A 14,191-nucleotide genomic window follows, 5' to 3' on the forward strand; every position below is an offset into this window, starting at 1 on the left:
CCATTTTAGACGGTTTGATTGGTTAAATAAAGAAATAATTTTCTATAAAGAAGTCAATTCTTCTATATTAACGGGAGTACTGCGTTCCTCCCTACTTCCTAAATCTATACTTAGCGAAAGTTTCCACCCTTTATCCTGCCTAAAACTTACATTATTGGCAATTGGGGATTGATATGCAAAATCAAATATGAACCTATCATAAACTGCACCGGCACCAAGGGTAATGTGGTTGAGATAACCTTTATCTCTATGTTGTGTAATATAACCAGCCCGAAGTTTAAAATTATCGTTAAAATTAAATTCGGATCCCAGAGATAAAATCACTTCCTTCATTTCTTCTGAAAATCCATCGGGAGCATCTCCAAAAGAATTAAACCAGCCTCCTACTACACTTTTCTCAGGAATATTTTTTTGATCATCAGTTGCTGGAACAAGAAATTTTAGGGCTTCAAGATAGAAAGAGATAACATCATTCTGCCCACTAGCTATATGATAACCTCCCCCAAGCTCAAGAGAAGTTGGTAACGGATAATCATAATCTTCATTGTCTGCATACTTCAGTTTAGAACCAAGGTTTTTTAAGTTGAAACCTAAGGTCCACTTATTGACTCTTTTATATAAGGGTTCTGAAATATAATAACCAGAAACATCTGCGCTAATGGCATTTCCTGTTCGCAACTGTACTCCGGTTTGATTTTGATTATCGGTAATATCAGATCTAATATACCTTCCAGTAACCGCCAATCCAAAGTTTTCATTCAATTTTAATCCATAAGAAAGATCAAATGCCAGTTCGTTGGGAACAAAGCTTCCCTGATTTATAATTTCATTCCCCATTTGCTCTTCAACTTCAACATTACCAAAACTAAAATAAGTGAGTGATCCACTTATAGCCGATCTCTCATTGAGACTTTGATAATAAGCTACATTTGCGTGAAAAATGTCATTAGCATATCCCACAAATCGTGGAATATAAGATAAGCCTACTCCTGCACTTTCTTCTGCCTGAAAAAGAAATTTGGCAGGATTATGAAATTGAGAAAAAGCATCGGGTAATGTTGATACTCCGGTTTCTCCCATCGCTCCAGACCTGGCATCTGGTGTAACCTGCAGGAAAGGCGCACCGGTTATTACCGGTCGCACTAATTCCTGGCTACTTACTGTAAAACCTACAAAAACTAAAATTAGACTTATGAATATATTCTTTGTTATCATTATGTTTTAATTTAAAGCGCTATTAATTTTTTCAAGTATACATTACCTTCCTGATCGATAATTCTTACCAGTAGAGTTCCTTTGAAAGGAGCTACTTCAATCTCTTGTTCATTGCTTTGATTGCCTTTTATAATTTTATACTTGCTGGTTTCACTTTCTAAAATTTGAATTTCAACAATTTTAGTTCTAAAAGGAACAATGACCTTTGCTGAAGTACTTTGTTTTAAAATAGTAGGCACAACGTGTGCTTCTAAAGTTTCAGGATGATTAGTAATCACTTCTACCTGAGCCATAGCTTGAGCGGAATTACTATTAGCATCTGTAACTGTCAAAATAACTTCATAGACACCTGGCTCGGTAAAGGTATCCTGATCTAAACTTAGACTCACTTCACTGCATTCGTCGTAACTACCATCATTTATATCTTCCGCAGAAATACTTACATTTTCTTCAGGATCTAGAACAACCGTGATATCATTGGTATATACAAGAGGTGCAGTAAGATCATTTACAATGACCTGTTGCTCCTGGGTAGCGGTATTTCCGCTTTCATCTTCAAACACCCAGTTTATTGTGTATGTTCCCTGATCGCTATAGATTATTGGATCATCGGTTGTAGCGGTTATACTTCCCTGGCAGTTATCTGTAGCAGTTGGAGCGGTAATATTTGAAACATTACAGTCTACGTTAATGGTTTCTAGTTGAGCCACATCTGGAATCGGCGCCATAGTATCTTCAATAATAACTTCCTGTTGCTGATATGCTATATTTCCAGCCGCATCTTCATATTTCCAGGTTACTATGGTAGTGCCCTGCGATGTTATTGGAAAGTCCACATCTGCTACCGCAACAATTTCGGTATCGCAATTATCTATAGCAAGTGGTTTAACCAAATCTGTCTCTTCAATTATACATTCAGCATCTACCACATCTAATACATCCATAACCGGCATTGGGGCTGTAACATCTTGTATTATCACCACAGCAGTTGTGGAAGATTCATTGCCGTTAACATCAATAGCGGTTAATTTCACTGCATTCTCACCTATATCTTCACAGGTGAAATCCATAATATCCAAACTAAGACTTGCAATTCCGCAAGCATCATTCGATCCGTTATCGATCATCTCCGGAGTAATAGAAGCCATTCCCATTTCATCTAGTTGAACCGTGATGTTTTGCGTCAGGACTTCAGCAGCAATATTATCTTCTACGGTTACTATCGCAGTTGCTGAAGAAGAATTCCCGCTTTGATCGGTCACTGTAAGTGTCACCTGGGTTTGCTTTGTTATGCCTTCAACAAAAATTTCTCCATTAGAGCCAAAAAGATTTCCATCGTTATTTCCTTCTTCATCGTTGATTTCTGTACCATTTATATTATCAAAAGTATAGTTACTAACCACTCCATTTAAGGGGGCTTGACTTGCTTTGTCTTCTTCAACCTCTAACGTATTTAGTGCTCTATCATAAATTCTTACCTCATCTATTTGCCCGTCAAAATTATCTCTGAAACCAGCACCGTTATTTATTGTTTCCCTACCTACAAATAATTTGCTGCTTGTGGTATTTATATTGGGCTTAGAAAATGTTTCAGACTCTCCGTTTGCGTATAGGGTAATTAATCCATTTTTAAAGGTAACTGCAATGTAAGTCCAGGTATCATTTGGAATGGATAAATTAGAAATATAATCATCACATCCACCCCAGAAAACCAGTTTATTATTTTCACTCATTCCCAGTCCGAACATTTTACTGGTACAATCACCATCACCTTGCTGAATTAAACATCCCCAACAAAATTCAGAAACGTCAGGATTAACCCATAAACTGATGGTTCTTTCCTCAGCACCTATAGGAATATTAGCTGTTGTATCTGTTGAGAAATAGGAGTTATTCTCGGTGGCAAAATCAATAGCCGAAGGAGTGTTCGATTCAATATTTTCACAATTAAATTCAGTTTCATCTAAACTAAAGCTAAGCGCATTAGGATCGGTACAATTATCACTACTCCCAAAATCGATCATTCCCGGAGTGATAGAAGCCATTCCATTTTCATCTAATTGAAGCGTTATGTCTTTAGCAATTGCCGTGGGAGCAGTATTATCTTCTACGGTTACTATAGCAGTAGAAGAAGATTCATTACCATTAATATCGGTCACTGTTAGCGTTACGGTGTTTGCACCAATATCTTCGCAGGTAAAATCGTAAACATCTGCAGAGATAGAGGCGATTTCACAATTATCAGATGATGCATTATTTATGCTTAACAAAGCATTTATTGGGGCGTACTTAAAACTTACCGATGATGAATATCCGGAAGTTTGATTTACAGACATCCCAACAATGGCCTGACCAGCTGGAGCAAATTTAGTAGTAGTATTTAAGTTTGATGTTGCTGTTCCGGAACCACTTATTGCCCCTAAAACAGTATTTTCAACATCATTAAGGCTTCTTCTTGCTACTTCATTTAAAGACTTAGCATATCCCTGAATACTCACATGAGTTCTTGACGATTGCTGGTATTGATAATCTCCATCTATAACCTGGAATCCAACCAGAATTTCATTCCCATTTAAAATTTTAGTGTTTCCTAAACTGGTTTGAGAGCCACTGAAACAGGTTTCAATTACCTCCGTTCCCAGGCTACCATCTGCCAATACTTCTTTACACAACAATCTGAAATCATCTAAGATCCAACCTGAAGAACCTTCGTAACCAACGGCCACATAACCTTCGGGGCAATCACAATCTACAGTAGTAGTTGTACTAACGCTATTTTGAGGCTCAAGTTTACCAGCAACAGGTCCCACAGAATAATCACCGCTAATTGAAGCCTTGCCATTCTCATCTAATACCAGGCTTACATCCCGGGTATTAACGATAGGAGCTATATTATCTTCTACGGTTACCGTTGTGGTACAGGTATCAGTTGCACCATCGCTATCGGTCACGGTAAGGTTTACCGTATTTGCTCCAAGATCTTCACAGGTAAAAGCAGTTTTATCCAAACTAAGGCTTACACTACCTTCCGCATCACTGGATCCGCCATCTACATTAGTTGGAGAAATTGTTACACTGCCAGAAGCATCTAACTGAGCAGTAAATGCTTTACATACCGCAACAGGCGCTTGATTAACTTTTGCACCCAACAATTGAGTTTCAGCAATTTGCAAGCTATTATCTGAGCCACATTGAGTAGTAAATATTATTCTATAATATTTATAGCCATTTGTATTGGAAAAAGAAAATGACCTCTTTGCAAATCTTGAAGAGATACAAGGAATACTTCCTGAAGCAACGCTTGTAAAGGCACTCCCATCATTAGATCCCAAAATTTGAAAATTACGGGGATCTCGATTGGGCGAATCATTGGCGGTTGTAATCTCTATACTGGTTGCTACGTAAGCAGCTCCTCCCATAAAAACAGTAAAACCCATGCCATCTGAATAGTTAAAATCCAGAAACTTTGTATAGTTATTAGCATCAATTATTTTACTAACGTCTTCTCCGTAAGGCGAATTTACACTACCAGTAGTAGAAATATTCATGCCGGGAGTAAAAATGGGTGACTGTCCCAGCGCTTCACCAAAAGCTACACTAATAAAGATTAACAATAAAAATTTAAAGGAGTAATTTTGTTTCATTTAGAAAGGTTTGGTTAAAATTAGAATACCCGATATGCTACACTCTTAAACAGCGACTGACAATACATTTGAGTAATCCCGTGATTTGAAAATTGGATAATTCCAGACTGGTATGCCTGATAGGAATTTAAAGGGGGCATTAAGAAAGTTTGATTAAACAGTTTTTAGTATTTATCTTAAAATGAGAGCAAATATATATTTTTTTAATGTTTCCTTAACTGTTTTCCAATAGGGGAAAATACCCCTTTTTTGCACAAAAATGTATTGTAACAGAATAGCTATAAGGGATGATGGATGATTTCTAAAATAATTCAACACCTCTTAAATTCGACGAAAAACAATTTTAATCGTCAAAATGAAAGTTTATTTCTGAACTATGCCCCAATTACTTGTGTTTATAAAAAGTAATTCCTGGCTCAACTTTAACGGGCTTCTCTTTGGCCCATAAAAAAGCCCCGGAAATTTCCGGGGCTTTTTTTTATTTACTTGGCTTTTCTAAAATTCCTTAGTGACTTTTGCTACCGCCTCAATAGTTCTATCAAGATCTTCATAAGACAAAGCTTCGCTAATAAACCAGGTTTCGAAGGCACTGGGTGCAATGTAAATCCCATTTTTCAGCATTCCGTGGAAAAATTTATTGAAAACACCAAGCTTTGCGGATCTCGCTGCAGAATCAAAATCGATTACAGGTTCTTTCCCAAAATGAACCGAGATCATAGAACCCACTCTATTTATGGTAAAATCAATATTGTTTTGAGTCAGCACTTTTTCGATACCTTCGTGGAGATAGGCAGTCTTTTTATCTATACTTTCAAAAATCTCTCTTTTGCTGTCCAGTTCAGTCAGCATAGCTAAACCTGCAGCCATAGCAAGTGGATTTCCGCTTAAGGTTCCGGCCTGGTAAACAGGGCCTATTGGGGCCAGGTAATCCATAATTTCGTTTCGGGCGGCAAAGGCCCCTACCGGAAGTCCGCCTCCTATCACCTTTCCAAAGCAAAGGATATCGGCTTTAACCCCAAGTCTTTCCTGCACTCCCCCGGGCGCAAGTCTGAAACCGCTCATCACCTCATCGAAGATCAGCAGGATATCGTTGGCATCACATAATTGCCTTAAGCCTTCCAGGAAGCCTTCTTTTGGTGGGATGCATCCCATATTCCCGGGAACAGGCTCAATAATAAGACAAGCGATCTCCCCATCATTAGCTTCGATCACCTCCTTAACATTTTCCAAATCGTTATACCTGGCTAACAAGGTATCTTTTGCTGTGCCTTGAGTCACCCCGGGACTATTTGGCGTTCCGAAGGTCACAGCACCACTACCCGCCTGAATCAGGAAGGAATCGCTGTGGCCGTGATAACACCCGGCAAATTTGATGATCTTTTCCTTTCCTGTAAATCCACGGGCCAGGCGCACTGCGCTCATTGTAGCCTCGGTGCCCGAATTAACAAAGCGTATCTTATCTATATTAGGGACCATTTTCACAGCCAGTTCTGCAATTTTGGTCTCAATTTCTGTAGGAGTACCAAAAGAGGTACCGCTTTGCGCTTTTTCAACCACGGCATCTACCACCGGTTTATGGGCATGCCCAAGGATAAGCGGTCCCCAGGAATTGATATAATCAATAAGTTTATTCCCATCTTCATCAAAGAGATAAGCCCCCTCGGCTTTTTTAACGAAAATCGGGTCACCCCCAACGGCTTTAAAAGCACGTACTGGGGAGTTTACCCCGCCGGGGATTACTTTTTGGGCGGCGGCAAAGAGCTCGCTGCTTCTTTTATAAATCATATATTTAAAATTCTGAAGGTGAAATAATATACAAGATCTGGCCTACGGCCAGGGTCTCATCTTTAAGGTCGTTGTAACGTTGCAAATCTTCTACCGAAATATTGTAGCGTTTTGCGATCCCATACAGGGTATCTCCTTTTTCGACACGGTAGGTTAGTTCAGAAGGTTCCGGGTTATGCGTATAACTGGGAGAAGGCCTTTTTAAAACATCGGCGTCGTATCGGTATAGTTCGTAACGCTCAATAATGCCGATTAGTTTTTCAGGATATTTTCTATCGGTTGCATATCCGGCCTTTCTGAGACCACGGGCCCAGGCCTTATAATCATCTGTACTCAAATCAAAAAGAGAAGCATACCGCGCTCTTTCGGTAAGAAACAAAGAGTGATCCCGATAGGAGTACTTTGCATCTTTATATTTTCTAAAACATTCCCCGCGGGCATCATCATCATGATAAACCCTGGGGCCATCCCAGTCGTGACATTTTATTCCGAAGTGGTTATTGGCACGACGGGAGAGATCTCCCTGCCCTGCACCAGATTCCAGGATCCCCTGGGCCAGGGTGATACTGGCAGGAATATTATACAAGCGCATTTCTTCCTGGGCGATGCCCGAAAAATCTTTGATATAATCTTCTACGCTATAACGTCTGGGTGAGGGTTCCAAAGTTTCAATCTTTTGATTATCAGCATGCCGGTTAGTGTTGTCCTGAGGGGCCGGCAGCTCCACCCGCGGTCCCGAATCGTTTTTCTTTTGGGTGATTACTTTTTTCTTGCTTCCGCAGGAAACAGCAAAAACCGAAACAAAAAGCAATAAAAATATAGATTTTATCCTCATCTCATTTGTTGATTAAGGGCAGATTCTTTTTCCTTAAGATATTATTAACACCATCAATTCCCTGGAGTCCGCCTGTATGAATAGCAAGAATCTTAGACCCGGCAGGGAATTTTCCTCTTTTTATTTGGTCAAAAATACCAAAAACTAATTTTCCCGTATATATGGGGTCAAGTTGAATTTGGTATTTTTTTTTGAATTTATTAATAAAATTTACCAATTGCGAATTCACTTTAGCATAACCACCAAAATGATAGTTTAGTATTAACTCCCAGTTGTTTTTATCGCTGTACTTCTTTATTTCCTCCGCCAGGAAATCGCCTTTTAAAGCCGGGTATCCTAAAATTTGCTGGTTATCTCCCGAAGCATTAATAATTCCGGCAATGGTTCCTCCCGTACCTACCGCGCAGCATATATAGTTAAATTCTTCGTCTCCGGGGCCAAGAATTTCCTTACAACCTTTCACGGCAAGTTCATTTGTTCCCCCTTCCGGAAGCAGGTAAAAGTCACCAAATTTCTTCTTTAATTCCTGCTGAAAAATATCATTGGTTTTCTCACGGTATACTTGCCTACTCACGAAATGCAGCTGCATCCCACAGGAGTGAGCGAATTCAAGGCTGGGATTTCCCTCCAGGGTTTTTGAGAGGTCTTCACCCAGTTCTTCACCGCGAATAACACCAATAGTTTTTATCCCGGCAATTTTTCCAGCCGCCGCTGTGGCAGTAATATGATTAGAAAATGCTCCCCCAAAAGTGAGAATAGTATCTTTATCCTGATTAAGCGCCTCTTTCAGGTTATATTTTATCTTTCTGAATTTATTCCCGGAAACTTCCGGGTGAAGCAGGTCTTCCCGTTTCAGCAACAGGCTCACCCCTTCAGGAAATTCAGCAATAAACTGATTTTCAGAGTAAATATTGACATCAAAATTTAGGCTTTCCGGCATTCTGCAAATATCTCAAAATCTGAATCAGGTAAACTATAAAAACTGTAAAAATGCCCAGAACTTACGTTCAGAAAGATAGTCCTCTTTCATCTCCTGGGTATAGGCTTCCCGCTCAAAACTTATATTTTTATAGGCCAGAAAAGTATCCCTGTATTGAACAAGCCTAAAGAGATATTCTGTTAAATACCAGATATAAAAAGGAAGCACAAAAAGTTCGATTTGTTGCCTTAGGTGGATCTTTTCGTGATTTATAAAGTATTGATCATCCTTCAGCTCCCTGGTTCTGAGAATTACAAAAGGCCAGATGCTTACTCCTTTGAACTGCTTCCCGAGCAGATATTTGTTGACGATCAAAATCACGCAATCAAGATAAGAAATTGTATTTTTGTGGTATGAGTTTTTTAAAGAAAAGAATTCCTTTGGAAGAAGGGGATTACTATCTTACCCCCGAAGGTTACCGTTGCTTTACCCAACAATATCACCTTAAACGTGGTTATTGTTGTGAAAGCGGTTGTCGGCACTGCCCTTATGGATACAATAAAAAAACCAACACACAATAATGACAAAGCTGAGTTTCAAAGAACAAATACTACAGGGAATACCTGAAATCTTACCGGCAAAAAAAGCCTATAATAATACAGTAAACCACGCACCAAAGCGAAAGGAGATACTTACTGAAGAAGAAAAAAAACTTGCCTTAAAAAATGCCCTTCGGTATTTTAAACCCAGGCATCACGAGGAGCTTTTAGCCGAATTCAAGGAAGAATTAGAAAAATACGGTCGAATTTACATGTACAGGTTTAAACCTGAATATGAAATTCACGCCCGTTCTATTGAAGAATATCCCGGGAAAACTACTCAGGCCCGGGGAATTATGCTTATGATCCAAAACAATCTTGACCCAAAGGTAGCACAGCATCCCGACGAACTTATCACTTATGGCGGGAACGGGGCTGTTTTTCAGAATTGGGCTCAATACCTCCTTACTATGCAGTACCTGGCTCAAATGGATGATGAACAAACTTTGGTAATGTACAGCGGGCATCCTATGGGATTATTTCCTTCGCATAAAAAAGCACCAAGGGTGGTAGTTACTAATGGAATGATGATCCCTAATTATTCCAAACCTGATGACTGGGAGAAATATAATGCATTAGGTGTGACCCAATATGGACAAATGACTGCTGGAAGCTATATGTATATAGGGCCGCAGGGAATTGTGCATGGTACCACCATTACGGTATTGAATGCAGGCAGGAAGATTGCTAAATCAGGAGAAGGCCTGGAAGGAAAATTATTCGTCACCTCCGGACTTGGAGGCATGAGTGGCGCGCAACCCAAGGCTGGTAATATAGCCGGTTGCATTACAGTTTGTGCCGAAGTAAATCCCAAAGCTACCCAAACCCGTTATAGTCAGGGCTGGGTAGATGAAGTGATTAGTGATCTTCAGGATTTAAGTAAAAGAGTAAGGCAAGCCAAAGAAAACAAAGAGGTTGTTTCTATCGCCTACCAGGGAAATATCGTGGAGGTATGGGAACATTTCGACATGGAAAACATTCAAATTGATTTAGGCAGCGATCAAACATCCCTACACAACCCATGGGCTGGAGGTTACTATCCGGCGGGCTTAAGCCTTGATGAAGCCAATAAAATGATGGCGGAAGAACCAGAGGAATTCAAAAATAAAGTTCAGGAGAGTTTGCGCAGGCAGGTGAAATCGATCAATGCCCACACTGCGAAAGGCACTTACTTTTTTGACTACGGAAACGCCTTTTTATTGGAAGCAGGCCGCGCAGGTGCCGATATCTTTGTTGATAACAGCAGAGATTTTAAATATCCCAGCTATGTGCAGGATATCATGGGGCCTATGTGTTTTGACTATGGATTTGGTCCATTTCGTTGGGTATGCGCCAGCGGCAATGACAAAGATCTGGAAAAAACCGATGCCCTGGCCGCAAAGGTGCTGGAAGAACTCAAAGAAAATTCTCCCCAGGAGATCCAACAGCAGATGGCCGACAATATTAAATGGATTAAAGGTGCAAGAGAAAATAAACTGGTTGTTGGATCACAGGCCAGGATTCTTTATGCCGATGCTGAAGGAAGAATAAAAATTGCCAAAGCCTTTAACGATGCCATAGCCCGGGGAGAGATCGGGCCGGTAATATTAGGACGAGATCATCACGATGTTTCCGGTACCGATTCGCCGTACCGCGAAACCTCCAATATCTATGATGGCTCCCAATTTACAGCTGATATGGCTATACAAAATGTTATTGGAGATAGCTTTAGAGGAGCCACCTGGGTAAGCATCCACAATGGAGGTGGTGTTGGCTGGGGCGAGGTTATTAACGGAGGGTTTGGTATGATTCTTGAGGGAAATAAGGAGTCGGAAGAGCGCCTAAAATCTATGCTTTTCTGGGATGTCAATAACGGAATTGCAAGACGAAGCTGGGCCAGAAATGAAGGTGCGGTTTTTACTGCAAAACGCGCTATGGAAATGGAGCCCCGTTTACAACTAAGCATTCCAAATATGGTAGACTCCCGATTATTAGACTAAATTTAAAAACTACACTTATGAGATTCTTAAAAATTACTCCGGTTTTACTGCTACTGGCAGTTTTTCTTACCTCCTGTAGCAGCGTAAGGGTTGCTTCAGATTACGATCGTGAAGCCGATTTCAATTCTTACCAGACTTATGCCTTTTTTAAACCAGGAATCGACAAAGCAGAAATATCTGATCTTGACAAAAAACGTATTTTAAGAGCTATTGAATCGGAAATGCAAGCAAAAGGTTTTACCAAATCCAATAATCCTGATATGCTGGTAAGTATTTTCACCAAAACCAACGAAAACATCAATATCTACCAAAACAATATGATGGGCTGGGGATACGGTTGGGGATGGCATCCCTGGTACTGGGGTTCAGGTTATAATACCGTGAACCGCACCAGTGAAGGAACCCTATATATAGACCTTATAGATGCTGAAGAAAAAGAACTCGTATGGCAGGGAATGGGAACCGCCGCTCTTGCCCGCGAGGTGAATAAAAAACAGGAAAGAATTAACGAAATAGTTCAAAAGATCCTGGAGAAATACCCTCCCGGCTCCGAACAATAGAACTATAAATCTTAAAAACGCCCCTTCTAAAGGGGCATTTTTAATATCAAAGGCTTTCTATTGACTTATTCTTAATTTCAGGCATAATTTTTTATATTTAGATCAAAATCAAGGCTTGCGATTATGTTAGATAAAATTGAATCCAATGAAATTCTGGACAGACTTCCTGCCCACCTTCAGCAATTTATAAAACCACAGAATTACGAGGATTACACCCCAATAAACCAAGCGGTATGGCGCTATGTAATGCGCAAAAATGTAGATTATCTGAGTAAGGTGGCCCACGAATCTTACCTGGAAGGCCTTCGTCAAACAGGGATTTCTATAGACAGCATTCCAAATATGTATGGAATGAACCGTATTTTAAAGGAAATAGGTTGGGCAGCAGTGGCCGTAGACGGATTTATTCCGCCCGCGGCATTTATGGAATTCCAGGCCTATAATGTACTGGTTATTGCCAGTGACATCCGGCAGCTGGAACATATAGAATACACCCCAGCCCCCGATATCATCCACGAAGGTGCTGGACACGCCCCTATCATTGCAAACCCTGAATATGCTGAGTATCTAAGACGCTTTGGAGAGATTGGTTGCAAGGCAATTTCCAGCGCAAAAGATTATGAGATGTATGAAGCGATAAGACATTTATCCATAATCAAGGAAGCCGAAGACACACCAGAAGAAGAAATAGAAGCAGCTGAGAAAAAAGTGGATGAACTCCAAAATAATATGGGCACGCCTAGTGAAATGGCGCAAATCAGGAACCTGCATTGGTGGACCGTTGAGTACGGCTTGATAGGCACCCCTGAGGATCCGAAAATATACGGTGCCGGCTTGCTCTCTTCAATAGGAGAGAGTACCTGGTGTATGACCGATAAAGTGCGAAAAATCCCATATACTATTGAAGCCAGTAAACAGGACTTTGACATCACAAAACCTCAACCACAGCTTTACGTTACTCCCGATTTTGCGCATTTAAGCTCGGTGTTGGAAGAGTTTGCCAATAAAATGGCACTTAGATGTGGTGGCCTATCCGGAATACAGAAATTAATTGAATCAAAAAACATTGGTACTGTAGAGTTTAGCACAGGCCTTCAGGTCTCGGGGGATTTTTCACGGGTTATTGAAATTGATGGGAAACCGGTTTATGTACAAACCACGGGAAAAACCGCACTTTCACACCGGGAAAAAGAATTGGTTGGACACGGCATAAGCAATCATCCCAATGGTTTTGGCTCCCCGATAGGCACCCTCAAAGGCATTAACCTGGCTATTGAAGATATGAGTCCAAGAGATCTTCGGGCTTACGGAATTTATGAAGGAGAAGAAATTGAACTCGATTTTGAAGGTGGGATAAAAGTTTCTGGAGAAATCATTACAGGTTCCCGCAACCTGCAGGGAAAAATAATCCTGATAAGCTTTAAAAACTGTACCGTCACTTATGGAGAGGAAATACTCTTTAGACCCGAGTGGGGGAAATTTGATATGGCGGTTGGCAAAGAAATAATATCGGCTTTTGCCGGCCCGGCCGATGCGACATCCTTTGATCTTATTACCCATACTCCTTCCAGCACCACAATAAAAAGCAAGAAGTCTAAGGAACGTCAGGAACTGGAAGAACTATATGCATCGGTTAGAAACATCAGAGAAGGAAAAAACGCAAAATTTTCATTACAGGCCGTACTGGACCTTCTAATTGAACACCATCCAAACGACTGGCTACTGAGCGTGGAAATTTATGAAATCACCGCAGGAAAAGACGAAGAACTAGCCAGGAAAGCCTTTCAAAACCTGGAAAAAGTTAAAATAAGACGTCCGGATATAAGCCATCTAATTGAGGGTGGTCTGGAACTTATCGACGAAAAACTTGTTAGCGGATAAATTAAAGTTTTATCAGTTCAAGATCTTCAGAGTTAGAAAAATCCTGGCCTTTATATTCCAGGGTCCACCCCATTGTGCTGGTAAGAATATAAATCTTTTGAAGCTCACTAATCAGTCGGTTTTTGGCATTTGTCTTAAGCGTAGAGCTATCTACCTTTTCCCTAATAGAGGCTTCTATTCGCTTTCTGATCTTATTATGGTCTTCGGCCTTAAACTGGTTCAGGTAATCCTGGGTTACATCGTAATATTGTATTTCGGGATTGATCGTTATCTCTTCTTCAGGAATACTCAGGATACGCACGATCTTATTTTCTTCATCAATTTCGGTTTCCAGTTTTCCCAGATCATAGGCAACCGTGGCTTTAGCATTCACCACAATCAAAGCTTTTTTCTGTGCTGAAAAAATATCGAGATAGAATTTACGGGAATCCTTATAAGAATAAACCTGGGAGAAAGTCCCTTCAGTCACCACGAGTTTACCTACATTTTTAATCTGTTCCTGAATTAGGCTGGTATCGGCTTCTAACCGGTCACGCTCATCTTCACGATTTTCACAATATCTCATTCCAAATACTACGAGTAGGACTAATACAGCACCGATAAGAAAGTTTCTCATAAAGTCTTAATTATAAGAATTGAGGGATTTACGCAGAATGGCACAAAATTGAAAGTTTAGGTGGTTTTATAAAAAACTTATGGACGGCCCCACCCGTCCATAAGTTAAAACTTCTAAAATCTACCCCAACAAATTTTAGAAAACGAATTCTAATTTCA

At 40.3% G+C, this 14,191-nt stretch carries 11 protein-coding genes; 4 read left to right on the forward strand and 7 right to left on the reverse strand.

All coding sequences use genetic code 11. The annotated features are described in order from the left end of the window. Positions 1 to 42 precede the first annotated feature (42 nt). The 6 genes from porV to VIM94_RS01110 all read right to left on the reverse strand — a co-directional run bounded on the left by porV (position 43) and on the right by VIM94_RS01110 (position 8,779). Positions 43 to 1,215, reverse strand: a complete 1,173-nt coding sequence (gene porV / locus VIM94_RS01085) for a type IX secretion system outer membrane channel protein PorV (RefSeq protein WP_332037446.1) — start codon at positions 1,213 to 1,215, stop codon at positions 43 to 45. A gap of 11 nt (positions 1,216 to 1,226) precedes the next feature. Then, positions 1,227 to 4,859, reverse strand: coding sequence for a LamG-like jellyroll fold domain-containing protein (locus tag VIM94_RS01090; RefSeq protein ID WP_332037447.1), 3,633 nt, complete (start codon positions 4,857 to 4,859; stop codon positions 1,227 to 1,229). 495 nt (positions 4,860 to 5,354) lie between these two features. Next, positions 5,355 to 6,644, reverse strand: a complete 1,290-nt coding sequence (gene hemL / locus VIM94_RS01095; protein ID WP_332037448.1) for a glutamate-1-semialdehyde 2,1-aminomutase — start codon at positions 6,642 to 6,644, stop codon at positions 5,355 to 5,357. A 4-nt stretch (positions 6,645 to 6,648) separates the two neighbouring features. Further along, entirely contained in the window at positions 6,649 to 7,479 is an 831-nt protein-coding gene (locus VIM94_RS01100; RefSeq protein ID WP_332037449.1) for a glucosaminidase domain-containing protein, read from the reverse strand. Between the two features lies 1 nt (position 7,480). After that, positions 7,481 to 8,419: a 1-aminocyclopropane-1-carboxylate deaminase/D-cysteine desulfhydrase gene (locus tag VIM94_RS01105; RefSeq protein WP_332037450.1), complete on the reverse strand. Its 939-nt coding sequence runs from the start codon at positions 8,417 to 8,419 to the stop codon at positions 7,481 to 7,483. Positions 8,420 to 8,452: 33 nt separating this feature from the next. Further along, the gene (locus VIM94_RS01110) at positions 8,453 to 8,779 is read right to left on the reverse strand and encodes a hypothetical protein (protein WP_332037451.1); all 327 of its coding nucleotides are present in this window, start codon (positions 8,777 to 8,779) and stop codon (positions 8,453 to 8,455) included. Positions 8,780 to 8,811: 32 nt separating this feature from the next. Here VIM94_RS01110 and VIM94_RS01115 point away from each other — a divergent pair, with 32 nt between their 5' ends. The 4 genes from VIM94_RS01115 to VIM94_RS01130 all read left to right on the forward strand — a co-directional run bounded on the left by VIM94_RS01115 (position 8,812) and on the right by VIM94_RS01130 (position 13,417). After that, on the forward strand, positions 8,812 to 8,979 hold the full coding sequence (locus VIM94_RS01115; RefSeq protein ID WP_332037452.1) for a DUF5522 domain-containing protein: 168 nt from the start codon (positions 8,812 to 8,814) through the stop codon (positions 8,977 to 8,979). A gap of 8 nt (positions 8,980 to 8,987) precedes the next feature. Next, on the forward strand, positions 8,988 to 10,976 hold the full coding sequence (locus VIM94_RS01120) for a urocanate hydratase (protein WP_332037482.1): 1,989 nt from the start codon (positions 8,988 to 8,990) through the stop codon (positions 10,974 to 10,976). Between the two features lie 17 nt (positions 10,977 to 10,993). Next, entirely contained in the window at positions 10,994 to 11,536 is a 543-nt protein-coding gene (locus VIM94_RS01125) for a DUF4136 domain-containing protein (protein ID WP_332037453.1), read from the forward strand. A gap of 123 nt (positions 11,537 to 11,659) precedes the next feature. Continuing rightward, positions 11,660 to 13,417 (forward strand): aromatic amino acid hydroxylase, encoded by a 1,758-nt coding sequence (locus tag VIM94_RS01130; RefSeq protein WP_332037454.1) that lies wholly within the window; start codon positions 11,660 to 11,662, stop codon positions 13,415 to 13,417. Between the two features lies 1 nt (position 13,418). On the opposite strand, the gene VIM94_RS01135 is transcribed toward VIM94_RS01130, so the two are convergent. After that, the gene (locus VIM94_RS01135) at positions 13,419 to 14,033 is read right to left on the reverse strand and encodes a DUF4230 domain-containing protein (RefSeq protein WP_332037455.1); all 615 of its coding nucleotides are present in this window, start codon (positions 14,031 to 14,033) and stop codon (positions 13,419 to 13,421) included. Positions 14,034 to 14,191 lie beyond the last annotated feature (158 nt).

It is taken from the genome of Salegentibacter sp., assembly GCF_036568425.1.
GTDB lineage: Bacteria > Bacteroidota > Bacteroidia > Flavobacteriales > Flavobacteriaceae > Salegentibacter.

Bases quoted from the DNA above. Each gene is read 5' to 3' on its own strand.
- hemL (WP_332037448.1), bottom strand. From the start codon at position 6,644: ATGATTTATAAAAGAAGCAGCGAGCTCTTTGCCGCCGCCCAAAAAGTA.
- VIM94_RS01125 (WP_332037453.1), top strand. From the start codon at position 10,994: ATGAGATTCTTAAAAATTACTCCGGTTTTACTGCTACTGGCAGTTTTT.
- VIM94_RS01090 (WP_332037447.1), bottom strand. From the start codon at position 4,859: ATGAAACAAAATTACTCCTTTAAATTTTTATTGTTAATCTTTATTAGT.
- VIM94_RS01135 (WP_332037455.1), bottom strand. From the start codon at position 14,033: ATGAGAAACTTTCTTATCGGTGCTGTATTAGTCCTACTCGTAGTATTT.
- porV (WP_332037446.1), bottom strand. From the start codon at position 1,215: ATGATAACAAAGAATATATTCATAAGTCTAATTTTAGTTTTTGTAGGT.
- VIM94_RS01100 (WP_332037449.1), bottom strand. From the start codon at position 7,479: ATGAGGATAAAATCTATATTTTTATTGCTTTTTGTTTCGGTTTTTGCT.
- VIM94_RS01105 (WP_332037450.1), bottom strand. From the start codon at position 8,419: ATGCCGGAAAGCCTAAATTTTGATGTCAATATTTACTCTGAAAATCAG.
- VIM94_RS01130 (WP_332037454.1), top strand. From the start codon at position 11,660: ATGTTAGATAAAATTGAATCCAATGAAATTCTGGACAGACTTCCTGCC.
- VIM94_RS01115 (WP_332037452.1), top strand. From the start codon at position 8,812: ATGAGTTTTTTAAAGAAAAGAATTCCTTTGGAAGAAGGGGATTACTAT.